Origin of the sequence: Marinomonas sp. PE14-40 (assembly GCF_051623805.1) — a bacterium.
Taxonomy (GTDB): Bacteria; Pseudomonadota; Gammaproteobacteria; order Pseudomonadales; family Marinomonadaceae; genus Marinomonas.
The window spans coordinates 3740379-3760111 of record NZ_CP130700.1 but is presented as its reverse complement, the minus strand read 5'-3'; the positions used below and the strand labels follow the sequence as shown (position 1 = coordinate 3760111).

The following is a 19733-nucleotide window of genomic DNA, read 5'->3' as shown; positions in this document are numbered from 1 at the left end:
CAATAAACTCACCTATTATACTGACCAACATCAGGCTAAGTTCTTGCTGACCTTCTCTTTTTATAAATTAAATAAATGATTCTTCCACTCAAATAAAATAGTTTATTTTTCCCTATAAAACAAAAACGCATATCATGTTTTAACCTTTTACTAATAAAGTCCCTTAAAAATACGTGCTTTGTCGGGCTTTCATTCCAGAAAAGTGAAACCTTTTGCACTTAACAGACTCAAAACAATGACAAAATTGATACAGAGATAGATCAAGTTAATCCCCGCAAGCTAAGTACAATTAGGTATAATCTGGTCAATTGTTAATACTGTTCTTTTTACAATTTCTCCAACCTAGGTGAGACATGGCCCGTTTTTTAAAAATATTCTTATTACTATCTTTGTTTGGCGCAATCTCAGCAGTTGGTATCTCTTATGCTTTTTACAAAAGCGTTGAAGATAAAATCCCTACCGTTGAAGAAATGCGAGCGACCGAATTACAGGTGCCTCTGCGTATTTACACCTTAGATGGTAAGTTGATTGAAGAATTTGGAGAAAAGCGTCGCACCCCAATTTCTTATGAACAAATCCCTGCGATGTTAGAAGGTGCCGTACTTGCCGCCGAAGACAGTAACTTCTACGGCCACCCTGGTGTCGACATTATGGGTCTGGCACGTTCAGCACTACAAATTCTTACCACAGGCCATATAGTCGGCGGTGGTAGTACCATCACAATGCAGGTTGCGAGAAACTACTTCCTCACATTTGAACAAACCTTCGTTCGTAAATTTACCGAAATTATTATCGCGCTAAAAATGGAGCAAGAGCTCTCCAAGCAAGAAATACTTGAGCTCTACATGAATAAAATTTACTTGGGTAAAAGTTCCTATGGTTTCCAAGCCGCGGCGCAAGTGTATTACAACACCACACTGGATAAGCTAAATCTGGCCCAAATTGCCATGATTGCTGGTTTACCCAAAGCGCCTTCAAGCTTCAACCCTATCAACCGCCCTTCCCGTGCTTTGATTCGTCGTAACTGGATTTTGCAGCGCATGCTTTTCCTTGGCATGATTAATAAAGACAGCTACGAAGAAGCGGTAGCTGCTCCGATCACCGCTAAGAACTATGGTATCCAATCTGAAGTTAGCGCAGATTATGTGGCTGAGATGGTGCGTGCTGAGCTATTCCAAACCTTTGGTAAAGCCCTTTATGAAGAAGGCATGAGCGTTTACACCACCATAGACTCTCGCCTACAAGAGTCCGCTAATGACGCAATTCTCTTTGGCCTCTCAAGTTATGACGAACGCCATGGTTATCGAGGCTCAGATGAGACCCGCCCAGACCTTGTTGAAGCATCGCTAGAAGAGCAAGTTAAAGAGCTGAAGAAGTTCTCTAAAGTTGGCAAATGGCAATCAGCTTTAGTGTTATCGACTGAAGAAAAGACCGCCGAAATTCGTCTTGATAACGGCGAGAGAGCCGAACTTAGCTGGAATGCAATGAAATGGGCAAAACCCTTTATTGATAATGACCAACAAGGTGCTAAACCAAAGTCAGTTCAAGACATCTTGGTAAAAGGTGACATTGTTCGTGTCAAACCTGATAGCAAACTTGGTTGGAAGCTTTCTCAAATTCCATTAGCACAGAGCGCACTTATTTCATTAAACAGCAAAAATGGCGCCATTCAGTCCTTAGTGGGCGGCCTTAACTTTAGCCATAACAAATTTAACCGTGTGACTCAGTCAAAACGCCAACCTGGCTCTAGTTTTAAACCTTTTATCTACTCTAGCGCGATTTCATCTGGTTATAGCGCAGCGAGCATTATTAATGATGCGCCAGTGGTCTTTAACGACCCGAACCTTGCCAGTGCTTGGCGTCCGACGAATGATGGCGGCAAGTTTTATGGCCCCACTCGAATTCGCCAAGCCTTGTATCGCTCACAAAATATTGTATCTGTAAGATTGCTGGACGAAATGGGAGTGAGGCCAACGCTTGAGTTCCTACGTCGTTTTGGCTTTGATCCACAAGAGTTGCCCAACAACCTCTCCTTATCGCTTGGTAGTGCTAACTTATCTCCCTTACAAATTGCCACAGGTTACGCTGTTTTATCTAACGGTGGTTTCCAAGTTAAGCCTTATATTATCGACAAAGTATTAGGCCGTGACGGTGAAGAATTATATCGTTCCAGACCTATTACTGTGTGCGAACGTTGTACGCCACTTGAGCTAGAAGAAGAAACAGAAGAGTCTCTAGCAAGTGCCCTATTCGACACAGATGAAGGGGTTCAAACTCTGCCCGTTGCTCCTCAGGTGCTAGACCCAGAAGTCGATTACATCGTCTATGACATGATGCGTGATGTGATTAAATACGGTACAGGTCGACGTGCCCGTGTACTTAAGCGCGATGATATTGCAGGTAAAACAGGCACCACTAACGATGGCCGTGATGCTTGGTTCTCAGGCTTTAATGGGGATGTAGTGACCACTGTATGGAGCGGCTTTGACAACTCACAACCTCTTGGCCGTGGCGAATGGGGCGGGTCAGTTTCATTGCCAACTTGGATCGAGTATATGCGTGATGCCTTGGCCAACACCGAGCCCTCTTACATCGACAAACCCTCAAGCCTAGTCACAGTGAGAATCGACCCTAAAACGGGAGATCGTGCACAGCCTGGCCAAAAAGATGCCATCTTTGAAGTTTTCCGCGAAGAGAATGTGCCAGAGATGAAATTAGCCAGTACCCAAACCGGCACCATTAGTTCTGATAATGCCGGCATTAATGAAATCATTGAAGCCAAAGAAGAGCCTATTTTAGAAGAGCTCTTCTAATTCAAATTAGATTAACCCTCTTTCAAACACACCTTACCCACACCCTGTTGAAACCTTCAACAGGGTATTCACTTGCTAGCAAACGTTAATGAAAAGGATGGCAGCGAAGGAGAAAAGGCTTTTCGCAACAGCGCTCCAGTTTTAAATGCCCTAGAGCCCGCTGTTAAAATCCAGATTTCGCTCCCTAAAATCAGACCTCAAAATGAATAGATCACACTAACATTAGCGATCTAATCGCTTTAACTTCTCCTATCCCTAACCCTAGCCCTAACCCTAGCCCTAACCCTAGCCCAATCCCAATCCCTACTCTTAGTCCGTTTAGCAACAGGTTGCAACTTTTTAGAGGGTTTATTTTTCACACCCCCCCAATCTTTTCGGGTAAAAAAGTTCTTGAAGGCAAGGCCTAAACCTTTTAACAGGATGGGGAGGTTTTTAATATACTTATTCATCTTATCTTAGGCCTCCATGCCCGTTTGCATTAATAATATAGCTGTTATTACTTGCTCAACTTTAACAAAAGTCTTTATTTAAATACCTGAGGTAAATCGTAAAACCGCTAAGCATGCCTCATTTGCTATGCCTATAGAGTAAAGCTCTTTTTCTATAGACACAAAAAAACCGGATCTAAAATCCGGCTTTTTCAATACCTAATAACAGTCTTAGAAGCGTTCTAGATCTGTTAGTGGGTAGAAGTCAGGGTAAGGTAGAGACGCTACACCTGAATCAACAGCAGCTTGTGCAACAGCACCAGATACAACAGTCAAAAGACGGCTATCTAGTGGCTTAGGCAAGATGTAAGCCTTACCAAATTCCATTACTTCGCCATTGTAAGCAGCAACAACTTCCGCTGGAGCTGGCTCTTTCGCTAGATCTTTAAGCGCATGTACAGCAGCAACTTTCATTTCTTCATTGATCTTAGTAGCACGAACATCTAGTGCGCCACGGAAGATGAATGGGAAGCCAAGTACGTTGTTTACCTGGTTAGGGTAGTCAGAACGACCTGTTGCCATGATTAGGTCATCACGTGTTGCGTGAGCCAATTCTGGGCTGATTTCTGGATCTGGGTTAGAACAAGCAAAGACAACTGGGTTAGCAGCCATTTTTGTTAGTTGCTCTGCAGACAATAGGTTAGGACCAGATACACCGATAAATACATCAGCACCATCAATTGCATCGTCCAAAGTGCGCTTATCAGTATCGATAGCGAACATTGCCTTGTATTGGTTTAGGTCATCACGACCAGAGTGGATTACACCCTTACGGTCCAATACATAAATGTTTTCACGTTGTGCACCACAGCTGATGATAAGTTTCATGCATGCTGTCGCAGCAGCACCCGCACCTAGGCAAACGATTTTTGCAGTCGCAATATCTTTACCTTGAAGCTCAAGTGCGTTTAATAGACCCGCAGCCGTTACAATCGCTGTACCGTGTTGGTCATCATGGAACACAGGAATGCTACATTTTTCGATCAGCTGACGCTCAATCTCAAAACATTCAGGTGCTTTAATATCTTCTAGGTTGATACCGCCATATGTGTTCGCGATACGAGCAACAGTATCGATAAACGCTTGTGGGCTTTCAGATTCAACTTCAACATCAACCGAGTTAACACCAGCAAAGCGTTTGAAAAGTACGCCTTTACCTTCCATAACTGGTTTTGAAGCTAATGGGCCAAGATTACCTAGACCTAGAATAGCAGAACCATCAGAAATTACGGCAACTAGGTTACCTTTACCTGTGTAGCGATACGCTGTTTCAGGATCTTTTGCAATTTCACGGCAAGGTTCAGCAACACCAGGGCTATACGCTAAAGACAGGTCACGAGCTGTCTCTGTAGACTTAGTGATAGTCACACTTAGCTTTCCTGGAACTGGGTGTTCATGATATTCAAGCGCGGCTTGTTTCAAATCTTCGGCCATTGTATTGATTTCCGTTTAGGTGTTATTAGACAATTATTAGATTATTTTTTTAGTGCAGCTTTACTCTAACTTTATTGGCAAAAAACCAATAATAACTTATCTGTATATAGTTTCTCTTTTAGAGAATAAATACCAGAATAAAATTTTCATATCGTGAAAAAAACACCAATATTTTGCAATATTATTCTGGGACAGTCCTATTCTAGTACTAACTGCAAATCATTGGGGTGTTTTATCAACAAAACCCATGACTTATGTTCGGCTTTTTTAGATGCTCTAAAATACTGCCATCCTCTCACTTGAAGGCGCTGCCCCTCTAAATGAAAAGCGCTAGATTCGGACCACTGATCAGCATAAACTTTTGGTAAATTGATAACTAATCCCTGTTTGGTTTTTAGCCACCATCCACCACGGTTGCGGGTAACAGAAGTTATGGTTACATTTGCGACAACAAAACCCGCTTGTGGCTGCCATTGTTGTTTCTTGCGCCAGACTCCGAGCTGCTGCTCTTGTGCCTGCGCTTCTGCCTTAATTAAACAAGATTGGTATTTAATATTCGGCGGTATCGCAATTCGATAACCTAATCCTTGAGATATTAACTGACTTCCTATTGAAATTCGATCAATATCAAATAAGTAGTATAAATAGCGTCCATATCTATCCCTTTTATCAGGACCTTCTTGATAATAGATGTACTTATGCTCAAAGGACTTTAAAAATTGAAAGGCTTGCCAAGCGAATGCTTGATGTAAGCCCTCTTTATGATCAAGTTCGGGGGTGTTCACTCCCACCAGCCTAATGCTTTTATCCTTCTCCCCATTTTCTGCTTTTAAAATAAGCGTGTCCCCATCCACAACATGAGTTACAAACGCCTTCGTGACTTGGCCTTGAGCCAAACAAAAAGAGGGGGTGGCAGAAGCAAATAAAGGGGAGCTAAAAGCAGAAGTACTGAGCAATAGGCATAAAAAAAGCGCCAACCTAAGTTGACGCTTTTTTTGAGAGTTAATCATTCGATTAAATAATATCAAAATATTACTTAGTAGAACGACGAGCTCCGAAACGCTTGTTGAAACGATCAACACGACCACCAGTATCAAGCATTTTTTGCTGACCTGTGTAGAAAGGGTGGCATTGGCTGCACACATCAATGTGAAGATCTTTACCTAAAGTAGTGTTTAGGTTTAGTGTATTACCGCAAGTACAAGTTGCTGTAATCGCTGCATAAGTAGGATGGATATCTTTTTTCATAACGATCGCCTTTAAGTTTTGGTGTGCCGCCACATGATCTTGTCTATTAACATCAAAGGTTAAAAGAGAGTCAAGCACCGCACAATTCGTTGTACAGACATTGTACACTGGTTCCAAGAGCCGCGTATTTTAGGCCTCATTAGCACTTTCGGCAAGTTATTTTGTATTGATTATTGCGCTAATCAGGCGTTCACGCTAAAAAAAGTTTAAAATCCAATAAGATAACAAACTCAATCTCGATTAAGGCTAAGCCGTGTCTATGCATGAAGCGCTATTAACTCCTCATCCTTTTGTCAAAGTTGCCTTAGCAGTGCCTATGCGCACTTTGTTTGACTACAAGGTTCCTAAGGCAATTGCCTTAAGGCATGAGTTAAAAGTGGGCATGCGCATTAAGGTTCCCTTTGGCAATAGCACTCGCTTTGCCATCATCGCGGCCTTAAGTTATGACACTGAGTGGGATGAGAACCAAGTTAAGCCAATTACCTCATTGCACGACGATCAACCGGTACTGGATGATGAGATTCTAAAGCTCGCCACTTGGGCCCAGAGGTATTACCACCACCCGATAGGTGAAGTGCTTTTTCACGCGATGCCAGTCCTATTACGTAAAGGCGAAAAAGCGGACTTCAGAACAGAAAACTGGTGGTGTATTACAGAACTAGGTAAGTCATTTAACCCTGCTGAATTAAAACGCGCCCCAAGGCAGCAAGATTTCTTAGCCGCTGTGCAAAGTCATGCCAATGGCATTAGCCCACAACTGATGTCCTTAAACTCCCTCTCCGCCAGTGCGGCAAAAGCGCTAGAAGAAAAACAGCTGATTCAACGAGTGCAAAAACACTTTAGCAAAAATGTTGAGCATCACGGCCATCAAAAAGAAGTGCCACATACATTAAATGCAGAACAAGCCCAAGCATTAGATACGCTTATGCCCAAGCTGAATGAGTTTAATGTGTCTTTATTAGATGGCATCACAGGCAGTGGTAAAACTGAGATTTACTTACGCTTAATCGAAGCAATGATACAGCAGGACAAACAAACACTCGTATTAGTCCCTGAGATAGGTTTAACACCACAAACACTGAAACGCTTTGAAAACCGTTTTAATACCGACATAGTGCTATTGCATTCAAATATGAACGACAGAGAAAGGCTAGATGCTTGGTTGATGGCACGACAAAGTCGAGCCAAAGTCATCATAGGGACCCGTTCTGGTATCTTTGTTCCCTGCCCTGATTTAGGCCTTATTATCATAGATGAAGAGCATGATGCCTCTTATAAACAGCAAGAAGGTTTTCGCTATCATGCTAGGGACCTTGCAATAGTCAGAGCACAAGCGGCGAAAGTCCCTGTCATTCTTGGTAGTGCCACCCCCTGTTTTGAAAGCCTCTTAAACGCATGGCAAAACAAATACCAGTGGCTCAAGCTACGCCAGAGAGCGGGTAATGCCAAGCTACCAGAAATGACACGGGTTGACCTAAGAGGCGAGACTCTTTTTTATGGTTTTAGCGAAACGACACTCACCGCTATGCAGGCAACCTTAGCGAAGAAAGAGCAAGTCCTGATTTTTTTAAATCGCCGAGGTTATGCGCCAACGTTGATGTGCCACAGTTGTGGTTGGATTGCTGAGTGCGAACATTGTGATGTTAATTTAACTGTCCATAAAAAAGCGAACAAACTGCATTGTCATCACTGCGACCGACATCAGGCTTTAGTTTATTCATGCCCAGAATGCGGCAGTGAAAAGCTTTCTACCGTGGGCGAAGGGACTGAACAAATAGAGATTCAGTTAAACAAAGCGTTTAAAGATACCCCTATTCTGCGAGTCGACAGAGACAGCACACAGCGAAAGTCAGCACTGACACAAATTACCAATAAGATTCATGAGCACGACCAAGCAATTCTGATCGGTACCCAAATGCTAGCGAAAGGACATCACTTTCCTAATGTCACTTTAGTGGTCGTCATGGACGCAGACGTCGGTTTATTCTCAGCAGATTATCGCGGTATGGAAAGAACCGCTCAGCTCATCATGCAAGTATCAGGTCGAGCAGGTAGATCAAGTAAACCCGGTAAAGTACTGCTGCAAACTTACCATCCTGACCACGAGTCGATACTGACATTATGTGATCAAGGTTACCAAGCCTTCGCTGCGCAAGAGCTACAAGAAAGAAAGCGTTTAGATTGGCCGCCTTTTTGTCATCAAGTATTAATTCGAACAGAATCACATGATGAAGATGAGGCGTTTAATCTGTTGCAGCAAGTACGCTTAATGTTGGACCAACAGCAATTAGACGAAATAAATTATTTAGGCCCCTATGCTGCCATCATAGTTAAGAAGGCAGGACAGCATAGATATTTACTCTCGCTAAAATCAAAACAAAGAGCGCCTTTGCACCAGTTAGTTGAGCATTTGAGTCTATGGTTAGAAAAAAGCACGCAATCACGCAAAGTTCGCTTCGCAATTGACGTAGACCCACTAGAAACTTACTAAGCAAGTGCGCATAATGTGGCAAGTTTTTTAAACCTTAATGAGAAGCATGTTCGACTTTATTCAAATGGCCCGTAAAGGGACTCAATCCAAAAAAGGTGCCACTCGACATCAGGCTCCTGTGGCAAAAGCAAAACCCGTGAAATGGTGGATGTGGTTATTAATCCCTGCCGTGGTTTTAGCCTTTATTTTTGCCCTATTTAAATTAAGCCAAGTGTCTCCTGAAAATGACACAGCTCCCGTGGTGAAAAAAGAAAAAATCGCACCTAAAAAAGCCAGCGAACCTAAAAAATCCGCGCCAAAAACGGTTAAGAAAGAAACAAAGAAAACAGACGAAAAAGAAAACTTTGAGTTTTACCAAATTCTACAAGACAGTGAAGTAGATACCAGCCATGTAGACGCTTACAAGTCGACACCACGAGGCGAGCAAGACTTCCTTTATATGATTCAAGCGGCATCGTTTCGTAGTAATAAAGATGCGGATCGTATGCGTGCAGATCTTATCTTGTCTGGTATGGACACCAAGATTCGTAAGACCATAGGGGAAAACGGTCAGCCTTGGTATCGCGTTGTGATCGGTCCATTTGTTTCTCGTTCAAAAATGAACAGAGCTAAGGATAAGTTGGCCAACAAAGATATCCAAGCCTACTCCTACAAGATCCCTAAAGAAAACTAGGGAAGCTGCGATTAAGTTGCGACTTTCATCTAAAGTCTCAGGCGTTTTATCCACAGACTGAGGCGGGAGGAGTTATTCGCAGCTTCCTTAGCAACAAAAGAGCAAGACTTTTTCGCTATGTGTCACCTCTATCCTTGAAAAGTCCTTGCTTGCCCCCATTTTCTATTTTAATTGAATTTGGAGTAGATCAATGACAACCATTCTAACAGTACGTAAAGGCAATCAAGTCGTTGTTGGCGGAGATGGCCAAGTATCCCTAGGCAATACCGTCATGAAAGGTAATGCGCGCAAAGTTCGCCGCCTTTACCATGGTGAAGTTGTTGCTGGTTTTGCCGGTGGCACAGCAGACGCTTTTACCCTATTCGAACGCTTCGAAGGTCAATTAGAGAAATACCAAGGCGACCTCGTTCGCGCAGCCGTTGAGTTAGCCAAAGATTGGCGTTCAGATAAGGCTCTACGTAAGCTAGAAGCTATGCTGATTGTTGCTAATAAAAACAGCACACTCATCATCACAGGTAATGGTGATGTGGTCGAGCCAGAACACGGTGCCCTAGCGATAGGTTCAGGTGGTAACTATGCAGAAGCATCCGCACGCGCACTGATTGATAACACAGACTTAAAAGCCCAAGACATAGTGGAAAAGAGTCTAAAAATTGCCGCTGATATTTGTGTATTCACTAACCACTCTCTAACAGTGGAATGCATCACGATTGACCCTCAGCTTGAAGATAATACCCAAGCAGTTTAACGGTTATTTGCCCCCAAACATCTGGTGGGAAATTTGAATTTATACCCTCATGATGCAGATAAGATCATGATGAATAGCGAAGAGATAAGATTATGAGCAAGATGACGCCAAGAGAAACGGTAAACGCGTTAGACGAACATATCATTGGACAACAATCTGCCAAAAGAGCCGTAGCCATTGCTTTACGTAATCGCTGGCGTCGTATGCAGCTTCCTGAAGCGATGCGAGCAGAAGTGACACCAAAAAACATTTTGATGATAGGACCAACAGGTGTCGGTAAAACCGAAATAGCCCGTCGCCTTGCAAAGCTTGCCAACGCACCTTTCATAAAGATCGAAGCAACTAAATTTACTGAAGTCGGTTATGTCGGTCGTGATGTTGAATCCATTATTCGCGATCTTGTGGAAATGGCAATCAAAATGCTACGTGAACAAGCCAGTGAGCGCCTACAGCATAAAGCGGCTGATGCTGCTGAAGACCGTATTCTAGATGCTCTATTACCACCAGCACGTGGTGTTGAACCAACTGAAGACAGCAGCACTCGTCAAGTTTTCCGTAAAAAGCTACGTGAAGGCCAATTAGACGATAAAGAAATCGATATCGATGTGGCTGCACAAGCCGCTAACGTTGAGATTATGACACCACCTGGCATGGAAGAAATGACCAACCAGTTGCAAAACATGTTCTCTAACTTTGGTGGCGATAAAACCTCTAAACGTAAGATGAAAGTGAAAGATGCTCTTCGCCAAGTACGTGACGAAGAAGCCGCTAAGCTTATCAACGAAGATGAACTAAAAGCCAAGGCGGTAGAAGCCGTTGAGCAAAACGGTATTGTCTTCCTAGACGAAATCGATAAGGTGGCTAAAAGCTCTGAACGCTCAAGCGGTGAAGTATCGCGAGAAGGTGTTCAACGAGACCTACTACCCTTAGTTGAAGGGTGCACGGTCACCACTAAGTACGGCATGATCAAAACCGATCATATCCTATTCATTGCCTCTGGTGCTTTCCACTTATCTAAGCCTTCTGACTTAATCCCTGAGCTGCAAGGTCGTCTACCTATTCGTGTCGAGCTTGACGCGCTTACCGTTGAGGACTTTGAACGTATCTTAGTTGAGCCAAGCGCCTCTCTAACTAAGCAATATGTTGCCCTTGCTGCTACGGAAGGTGTTGCACTTAACTTCACTGAAGAAGGCATCCACCGTCTTGCTGAAGTAGCATTTAAAGTAAATGAGACCACAGAAAATATTGGTGCTCGTCGTTTACATACTGTCTTAGAACGATTGTTGGAAGAAGTTTCATATTCAGCAAGTGATATGCCAGAGGGCCAAAGCGTAGAGATCACGGCTCAATATGTTGACGAGCAACTAGGTGAAGTCTCTCAAGATGAAGATCTAAGCCGATATATCCTATAATAGTCTGCACTGAGACTGTCAAAAGAGGTTCAATTGAACCTCTTTTGTCTTTCTAGCCTAAAAAGTGGAAAGCCAAATGAGCAAGCCTTTACCTAGCAAAATCCATTACCATAAACAAAGCCGAGAACTTGAACTCATTTTCAACGATGGTTTTAACTTTCGTTATAGTGCCGAATATCTTCGTGTGCATTCACCCTCAGCCGAAGTAAGAGGCCATGGAATGCAGGTGCCTATTTTACAACATGGCAAAAAAGATGTGGCGATTATGAACCTCGAAGCGGCTGGAAATTATGCCCTAAAAATTAGCTTTGATGATGGTCATGATTCCGGGCTTTATAGCTGGGATTACCTATATAATATAGGTAAGAATCATGCTGAACTTTGGTCTCTATACCTACAACGCCTAGAACAGGAAGGCCAACAGAGACAATCAAGCAGCATTCAATTTAAGCAGCTATAACCCTCTAACTCTCACCTTATTTAGGTCCTATAATATGAGCCTTATTACGCTAGCTGGTTTAAAAGCCGTCGAACATGCAATCAATCTTGCTCTCGTGCAGGATGAACCTTCTCAGCAGAAACTGAGTAAGTTGGCAGGCCAGCAGATCTTAATTGAAGTCGAAGACTTTAATCTTTTAATCTTGATTCAAATTTTAGAGCAAGGCCTTGCCTTGGGTTTACCTGCAAATGTTAACGAAGCAGGGCTGGATGAGAATCAAGATACCCATGTTAAAGGCGCCTCTTCTGCTTACCGCAAACTATTGGATGGTGATGGTTTCTTTGATGGGGATTTGCGTATTCAAGGTAATGCCCAGACCCTCATGACCTTACATAAAGTCTCTGCCAATTTCGAACTGGATTGGGAAGGCATTCTAGCGGATAAAATTGGCGATATGCCCACTTCATTTATTGCCCCTTTACTACGTAGTAAATGGCAATGGACTAAAGAAACAGGTAAAAGCTTTAAACTCAATCTGGTTGAATATCTACAAGAGGAAGCAGACCTATTACCCACTAAGATAGAGTTTACCAACTTTGTCGAAGACCTTGAGCAATTAGAAACCTCTCTTGACCGTTTAGAAGCGCGTATGCGCTTTGTTAAAAATAAGCTTTAGCCTATTATGGGTTTGAGTATGAATATGAGATTGAGCATAAAAAAAAGAGAAGCCATTTGCTTCTCTTTTCATTATATACTGGTCAAGACACAATAAGTAAGCAGTTACTTACACACTAACATCGTATGCTAAAGGCTGCGTAAAAGTCTCTCTAATCACTTCCGGTTTTACATTTGTCGCAATCAAGAAATGTAGCTTGGCAAATGCCGCTTCATACGTCATATCTAAGCCCGAAATCACACCCGCTTTTACCAGAGCAGAACCTGCAGCATAAGTTCCGGCAGAAACCGCACCTGCGCCACATTGGCTAACATTAACAATAACGCAGCCTGAGTCGCTGGCCTTTTTCAACAAAGCTAAAAACTCTGGATTAGCATCTGGACCATTACCCGCCCCATAAGTTAACAGCACTGCCCCTTTTATAATGCCTTCTTTGCCTTGAGGGAAAAGCAAAGATTCAATTTGCGCAGCCTGCAATCCAGGGAAAATAGGCACTAGGGTTACAGCATCATTTTGCATTTGAGGAATCTGAATCAGTTCACCTTTTTTAGTGTGCATTTTGCGCCAATTCCACTCTATCCCCAGCTCGCCTCTTAGTAAGGCATTAGGTGATGAGAAAGCCTGTAATGCGCTAGTATTCGCTTTATGAGCACGAGCCCCTTCTATCAACTTACCACCAAAGAAAAGAAATACACCATTAGGCCCTTCTAACAAGGCATCCAAGGCGCCGTAAACATTATCTAATGCATCGTTACGGCTTTTAAACATAGGAATTTGAGAGCCAGTGACAACCACAGGCTTAGACGGATTCTGTAACATAAAGGCTAGAGCCGATGAGGTATACGCCATGGTATCCGTCCCATGTAAGACCATGAAGCCATCATACTCTTGCCACTTAGATTGCAGATCATTGGCTATCGCGACCCAATCAGACGGGGCGGCATTGGAACTATCGATAAGCTCTGGGTAACAGTGAACAGAAAATTCATGCTCTGTGCTGTATTGAGTTAACTTTTGCAAAACCACATCGGCAAAAGCGGCGTCTGGCACATATCCATGGTCGGATGGCACCATACCAATCGTGCCACCTGTGTAAGCCACATAAATTTTCATACTCTTCCCCTAGCAAATAAAATCAGATTAACGCGCTAGAAGCTTACCGATATAAAACTTAGGCGCAAGTTTTTGTCTACCATGAGATGATATGGTCGAACTAATCAGCCAACTGATACAGTGTTTTAGGTACGATAACCTCCCACCATTTGATTCAATTCACTTGCTAGCTGAAGTACGTTTTCACTTGCTTGGTCCGTCTCTACAATACCAGCGCGTGTTTTAACTGTAAGCTCAGCAATATCACTAACATCTTGGCTGATGTTCTCTGATGTTTGAATCTGCTGCTCTGATGCAGCAGAGATCGTATGATTTACTTCAACGATACTATTCATATTATTCACAATTTCACCAATCATTTCGATATTCTGCTGAGAACTTAAAATACTGGCATCCATATCTTTTTGGCTCGCTGTCATAACATCAACAGATTCCTTAGTTCCTTGTTGTAAACGTGCGATAAGGCGCTGAATTTCTTCCGTTGATTCACCCGTACGCCCTGCGAGGGTTCTAACTTCATCTGCAACCACTGCGAAACCTCGACCACTTTCTCCCGCTCGTGCTGCTTCTATCGCTGCATTTAAAGCTAACAGGTTAGTTTGATCAGCAATGTCTTGAATCACTTCGAGCACCATGCCGATATTGCCTGAATCTGTTTTAAGCTGCTGTATAACGCCCGATGCTTGTGCGATGCTCTGGGACAGAGTATTAATTGACTCCCCCGCCACATCGGACACTTTATGTCCTGAAGTCGCAACAGATTTGCTTTGCAGAGCTTGTTCAGCAGCACTATGAATATGAGAGAAAATATCTCTAGATGTATCCAGCATTTGTTGAGCAGCTCCAGCCACTTTATAAGCTTGAACTTCTTGCTGTTGAGTGTGGTCACGGCTTTGCTTAGCTGCTAAGGATGACTGCTCAGCCGCATTGACTAGCTGCGTTGAAATGTCCTTCGTATTAATAAAAATATGCTGTAAGCGACGCACAAATAAATTAAATGAGCGCCCCAATTGAGCAAATTCATCATTTCCCTCTTCATTTAATGATACGGTCAAGTCCGCATCACCTTCGGCAAAATCTTTTAAGTGATTTTGTAGTCTATCCAATCTATGCGTAATGGCGCGATTTATTAAAAGTAGTAAGGCACTACTAATCAAACTCACTAGTATCAGTAGCAACATATTATACCAATGAGATTCTTGTTTAATTTGCGTCAAATCCTGCCTTAAGTCTGTACTAAGTTGATCCATCAAGACTTCTAACTTGACTGCTACAGACTGCATTTCGCCAAGCACTCCTTGTCCCTTTAAGTGACCAAGACGTAACTGAGCGTTAACCAATTTCTCAAATGCAGCTCGATAAGCATCAAGTCCGTCATTTAATTTTTGTTTAGTGTCCACGGTCAGCTTAGTAGCTTTGATATCGCGTTCGAACAACTCGCTATTACCCTGATGTTTTGTTAAATATTTAGGGTTCTTACGGATTATAAAATCTTTTTCATTACGTCTTAAGGTGAGCATATCAACCATAAGAACAGGGCTAGCTTTAACTTCAGAAAGTAGCCCTTCTACCTGATGAATAGAGCGCCTTAGCTGCCCTCTCAAACCTTTTTTTTCATCTAATCCAATTAAGAATAAAAGATCAGCGGTACTTTCAGCCGCTTGATGATAACTCTGCAATAGACTTAAGACTTCATTTATCTGACCTTCCCTATCAATATCTAAATCAGAAAATTTACCCTTAATTATTAGGACTTGTTGCTGTAAATCCTTGCTACTTTGCTGCATTAATTCAAAGTCTTGCATGTCTAAGCCACTAACGAAGTTTTTCTCATCTCTAAATAAAATCAACATTTTGCTTTGAATATTGGCTAAGCGACTTCCAAGCGTTTCAACCTCACTCATTTGATTCATTCGATACATGCTGCTCATTGATAACAGAGCAAATGAGAAAACTACAAGCAACGCAATTATCCATAAGGTATTGCGAACAGATAAGCGAAACATAGCTTTAATCATGGTACTTCCTTTTTGAATTTTAAAAGAAGTACCTTATGTAACTTATATGACAAACCAGTGAGCCACCACATAAGGCTACAATTTTTAGGCAATGTAACCTTATGCAAACAGCATAAATGCCTACTTAAAAACACAGTTTAAGTGCGATAACCACTGACCATTTGGTTGAGTTCGCTGGCTAGATGATAGACATTTTCACTGGCTTGATCAGTCTCTACTATGCCAGCGGTTGTTTGCACCGTAAGCTCGGAGATATTAATCACGCTACGGCTGATTTCTTCTGAGGTTTGCGCTTGCTGCTCAGAGGCTGCAGCTATCTGAGTATTCATATCAAAAATGTTATCGACACTTCTCACGATTTGCTCTATTGCCGCCATATTCTGCTTAGTACGCTCTTCGCTTAAATTCATGTCCTGCTGACTCTCTGTCATGACAGCCACAGACTGACTCGTACCTGATTGCAGACTTAAAATCAGGTTTTGAATCTCTTCAGTTGATTCACTAGTACGCTGGGCCAAAGATCTCACTTCATCAGCAACCACAGCGAATCCACGCCCACTTTCCCCTGCTCTCGCCGCTTCAATTGCGGCATTCAAGGCTAACAAGTTAGTTTGTTCGGCAATGCCTCGAATCACATCTAGCACCATGCCAATATTGCCTGAGTCTAGCTCCAGTTGATGAATGACCTTAGAGGCTTGAGCGATACTGCCAGATAAAGTGGTGATAGAGGTCCCTGCTTGATCCGATAAATCACGCCCTTCAAACGCGGCATTCTTCGTCTGCTTGGCTTCATCCGCTGCACTATGAATATGTTGAGATATCTCTTTTGAGGTCGCTAACATTTGCTCTACCGCGGACGCAACCATAGTGGTTTGCATCTCTTGTTCCTTAGTATGTTCTCGACTCTGCTTAGCCGCCACAGAAGACTGCTCAGCGGCACAAACAAGCTGATGAGAGATATCCTTAGTATTAATAAAAATATGCTGCAGCTGGCGTACAAAGCGATTAAACGACTCACTTAACAAGGCGAATTCATCATTGCCTTTAGCATTAAGTTCTACGGTTAAATCAGCATCCCCATCAGCAATGTGCTTAAGGTGTTCATTTAATGAGTTTAATCGCTTAGTGATAAGTCGAGTCGTCATTAACAACAAACAGACACTAATAAAACTTACCCCAAGAAAGACCATCAGATTGAGCCAACTTGCTTGCTTCTCGACTTGCTGTATTTCTGCCTTTAAGGTCACATCCAGATTATTAACCAGATCAACAGTGGCCGTTGCAGACCCTTGCATCAAACCTTGTAGTCCTTGGGTTTGTGTCAGACCTAAGGCTTCATAAGCCTGTACTAGCTGAGTAAAGGCAGATTGATAACCACGTATACTTAGGATAAGTTGCTTTTTTGCCTGACTGGGTAATTTGCTTGTGGTGATATGCACATAAAACAACTTACTTTGACGTTTATGCTGAGCGAGATAAAGTGCATCTTTACGCAACATAAAGTTCTTTTCCAAACGACGTAAAGTCAGCATATCCAACATCAACTTTGAGTTTGCATTCGCTACTAGCAGAAGTTCTTCCGCCTTTAAAATGCTGCCTCTTAGCTTAGCTTGCAAACCTTGGTCTTGGTTTAAACCTATCTCAGTATGCCTTTGATAGATGCCAATAAAGTCTTGCTGATACTCTTCAAGGCTGGTTTTTAGCTCATTAAAAGCTTGTGACTTATCAACACCAAATTGATTAAATCCCTGCTCCACTTTGGCAATTTTATTTACTAAGGCTTGATACTCTTGCTCAAAACCTTGATAGCTAGTGAGATTAAACTCAGTTAGAAAGTCCTTTTCATATTGGCGCAACATGAGCATTTGACTATTAACTTGACTTAAATCTACCGCTAAATCCTGCAAATCAGACATTTGATTGGCGCGATATGTGGCCATACTAGATAAAAGTAAAAAAGAGCAGACGACTAACCCTGTGATAAACATTAGCTTAGCGCGCACTGAAAAGTTCAAACGTATCTTCATGACTATCCTTATCTTCACAACATAACTCACGAATGCCTTTACACTAGCTAGCTTGGTGTGTGTGAAATAGGCAAAAAGCAGCCAATATCCATGCCAATAGATGCAAAGTCTAAAGCCTAAGGTTAAAGGAATTATTAGTTCTGCTTATTGATTTAGAAGGAGGTTCAAATAATCAAAATGGAAGTTATGTCTGAACTTGATTCAAAACAAAAAAAGCCAACCCTAAGGTTGGCTTTTTATCTTCAAATACTGCGTTGGGGCAATACTTTACATACGCTCTAAGGTTTCTATCCCTAACAAAGATAGACCTTGTTTAAGAGTAGAAGCGGTATTTAATGCTAACTGTAGACGACTATTTTTCAGCTCATCTTCCGCATTCAGGATTGGACAAGCTTCGTAGAAGGTCATGAATGTGCCAGCAAGCTCGTATAGGTAAGCACATAAATTATGAGGCATACCATCATTAGCAACCTGCTGAACAGCTTCTTCAAATTGCATCAATTTAACCGCTAAAGCACGTTCTTGAGACTCGGCCAGAGAGATGTCGCCGGTCAAATTAGCTACATCAATTTCAGAGCGGCGCACTATGCTAGCAACACGAGAATAAGCGTAAAGCAAGTAAGGCGCGGTATTGCCTTCAAAACTCAACATAGTATCCCAGTTAAACACATAATCACTGGTACGGTTTTTCGATAGGTCAGCATACTTAACTGAGGCAATACCTACCACACGACCGATATTACGTAGCTCGTCTTCTTCCATTTCTGGGTTCTTTTCAGCCACCAGCTGATACGCTCTGTCTTGTGCTTCTGCTAGCAAGTCAGATAGCTTAGCTACGGTACCAGAACGCGTTTTAAATGGCTTACCATCAGTTCCCATTACGGTACCAAAAGGCATGTGCTCTAAGCTAGTTTCAGGTTTAACAAACCCTGCTTTACGGCCAAGAGTATAAATTTGCTGGAAGTGCAAAGATTGACGTGCATCGACAAAATACAAACCACGATCAAAGTTCAGCACATCTTGACGATACCTTAGGGCTGCTAAATCAGTAGTAGCATATAAGAAACCACCACCGGTTTTCTGTACGATAACAGGGGTAATTTCACCTTCTTTATTGGCAAACTCTTCCATGAAGACACATTGAGCGCCATTAGATTCTTGTAATAAGTCCTGCTCTTTTAGCGCGGCAACTACATTGTGTAGATCATCGTTATAAGCACTTTCTGGCATCACGTTTTCACGAGTTAAAGACACACCTAATGTTTTATAGGTTGCTTCACAATGCTCTAAAGAAATATTGATAAATTCTTGCCATAAAGCTAAGCACTGTTCATCACCTGATTGCAGGGAAACAACAAGTTCACGAGCACGAGCAGCAAAGGCTTCATCTTCATCAAAGCAGGTTTTCGCGGCACGGTAGAAGGTTTCTAAATCAGACAAGGCCATGCTGATTTCAGTATTTTCTTGACGCAGTCTTTCCATATACGCCAGCAACATACCAAATTGTGTACCCCAATCACCCACGTGATTTTGACGCACAACATTATGGCCTAAGAACTCTAGCGTACGAACAACCGCATCACCAATAACGGTTGATCTTAGATGACCTACGTGCATTTCTTTAGCTAGGTTAGGTGAAGAGTAATCCACCACAATCGTTTGGGCTTTTTCTACTTGTGCGATATCTAAACGCGCACTCTTACGCAAGCTAGCTAAGGCGCCTGACATCCAATCATTTTTCAAAAAGATGTTAATAAAGCCAGGACCTGCAATCTCAACCTTTTCAGCAACATCAGATAGGTCTAATAGGTCTAAGACTTTCTGTGCAAATTCACGAGGGTTCGTTTTAAGCTTTTTCGCTACGCCCATCATGCCATTAGCTTGATAATCACCAAATTGTACCTTGGCAGATTGACGAACAAGTGCAGGGGCATCATCAGCCGCGCCTGCCGCAACCATAGCCTGTTGGATACGGTTATTAAGAAGGGTTTGAATATTCACTGAAAGTCTTTCCTATTGACGTTGCACAAGCTGGCTTAAAGGTGTTTCAAGCCTCACTCTTTGGCGACGTTTTTGCTGTAAAATAATTGCACGTATGATAACCGATTTTACCCCTTCAGCTAAAGTGGCGATTCACATTTACAGCTGAGTTA

At 42.4% G+C, this 19733-nt stretch carries 14 protein-coding genes; 7 read left to right on the top strand and 7 right to left on the bottom strand.

What is annotated here, in order from left to right; translation table 11 throughout:
• Window positions 1–353 precede the first annotated feature (353 nt).
• Window positions 354–2813 carry a penicillin-binding protein 1A gene (locus Q0A08_RS17425; RefSeq protein WP_438462741.1) on the top strand — a complete coding sequence of 820 codons (2460 nt, stop codon included), beginning with the start codon at window positions 354–356 and terminating at the stop codon, window positions 2811–2813.
• Between the two features lie 659 nt (window positions 2814–3472).
• Here Q0A08_RS17425 and Q0A08_RS17420 read toward each other — a convergent pair.
• The 3 genes from Q0A08_RS17420 to rpmE form a co-directional block, all read right to left on the bottom strand.
• Window positions 3473–4735: a malic enzyme-like NAD(P)-binding protein gene (locus tag Q0A08_RS17420; RefSeq protein ID WP_438462740.1), complete on the bottom strand. Its 1263-nt coding sequence runs from the start codon at window positions 4733–4735 to the stop codon at window positions 3473–3475.
• Window positions 4736–4932: 197 nt separating this feature from the next.
• Window positions 4933–5745 carry a thermonuclease family protein gene (locus Q0A08_RS17415; protein WP_438462739.1) on the bottom strand — a complete coding sequence of 271 codons (813 nt, stop codon included), beginning with the start codon at window positions 5743–5745 and terminating at the stop codon, window positions 4933–4935.
• 22 nt (window positions 5746–5767) lie between these two features.
• Window positions 5768–5983 carry a 50S ribosomal protein L31 gene (gene rpmE / locus Q0A08_RS17410; RefSeq protein WP_036179641.1) on the bottom strand — a complete coding sequence of 72 codons (216 nt, stop codon included), beginning with the start codon at window positions 5981–5983 and terminating at the stop codon, window positions 5768–5770.
• A 259-nt stretch (window positions 5984–6242) separates the two neighbouring features.
• Between rpmE and Q0A08_RS17405 the strand changes: the two genes are divergently transcribed.
• The 6 genes from Q0A08_RS17405 to Q0A08_RS17380 all read left to right on the top strand — a co-directional run bounded on the left by Q0A08_RS17405 (window position 6243) and on the right by Q0A08_RS17380 (window position 12422).
• Window positions 6243–8474 carry a primosomal protein N' gene (locus tag Q0A08_RS17405; RefSeq protein WP_438467662.1) on the top strand — a complete coding sequence of 744 codons (2232 nt, stop codon included), beginning with the start codon at window positions 6243–6245 and terminating at the stop codon, window positions 8472–8474.
• Between the two features lie 46 nt (window positions 8475–8520).
• On the top strand, window positions 8521–9147 hold the full coding sequence (locus Q0A08_RS17400; protein ID WP_438462738.1) for an SPOR domain-containing protein: 627 nt from the start codon (window positions 8521–8523) through the stop codon (window positions 9145–9147).
• Between the two features lie 190 nt (window positions 9148–9337).
• Window positions 9338–9895 carry an ATP-dependent protease subunit HslV gene (hslV, locus tag Q0A08_RS17395; protein WP_438462737.1) on the top strand — a complete coding sequence of 186 codons (558 nt, stop codon included), beginning with the start codon at window positions 9338–9340 and terminating at the stop codon, window positions 9893–9895.
• Between the two features lie 92 nt (window positions 9896–9987).
• Complete coding sequence (gene hslU / locus Q0A08_RS17390; protein WP_438462736.1) at window positions 9988–11307, top strand: ATP-dependent protease ATPase subunit HslU; 1320 nt, start codon at window positions 9988–9990, stop codon at window positions 11305–11307.
• Window positions 11308–11383: 76 nt separating this feature from the next.
• Window positions 11384–11767 carry a gamma-butyrobetaine hydroxylase-like domain-containing protein gene (locus Q0A08_RS17385; protein ID WP_438462735.1) on the top strand — a complete coding sequence of 128 codons (384 nt, stop codon included), beginning with the start codon at window positions 11384–11386 and terminating at the stop codon, window positions 11765–11767.
• Between the two features lie 34 nt (window positions 11768–11801).
• On the top strand, window positions 11802–12422 hold the full coding sequence (locus Q0A08_RS17380) for a ubiquinone biosynthesis accessory factor UbiJ (RefSeq protein WP_438462734.1): 621 nt from the start codon (window positions 11802–11804) through the stop codon (window positions 12420–12422).
• A gap of 108 nt (window positions 12423–12530) precedes the next feature.
• Here Q0A08_RS17380 and Q0A08_RS17375 read toward each other — a convergent pair whose 3' ends face one another.
• The 4 genes from Q0A08_RS17375 to argS form a co-directional block, all read right to left on the bottom strand.
• Window positions 12531–13535, bottom strand: a complete 1005-nt coding sequence (locus Q0A08_RS17375) for an asparaginase domain-containing protein (RefSeq protein WP_438462733.1) — start codon at window positions 13533–13535, stop codon at window positions 12531–12533.
• A 125-nt stretch (window positions 13536–13660) separates the two neighbouring features.
• Window positions 13661–15553: a methyl-accepting chemotaxis protein gene (locus Q0A08_RS17370; RefSeq protein ID WP_438462732.1), complete on the bottom strand. Its 1893-nt coding sequence runs from the start codon at window positions 15551–15553 to the stop codon at window positions 13661–13663.
• A 137-nt stretch (window positions 15554–15690) separates the two neighbouring features.
• Window positions 15691–17580 carry a methyl-accepting chemotaxis protein gene (locus tag Q0A08_RS17365; RefSeq protein WP_438462731.1) on the bottom strand — a complete coding sequence of 630 codons (1890 nt, stop codon included), beginning with the start codon at window positions 17578–17580 and terminating at the stop codon, window positions 15691–15693.
• A 267-nt stretch (window positions 17581–17847) separates the two neighbouring features.
• Window positions 17848–19581 carry an arginine--tRNA ligase gene (gene argS, locus Q0A08_RS17360; protein WP_438462730.1) on the bottom strand — a complete coding sequence of 578 codons (1734 nt, stop codon included), beginning with the start codon at window positions 19579–19581 and terminating at the stop codon, window positions 17848–17850.
• Between the last annotated feature and the right edge of the window lie 152 nt (window positions 19582–19733).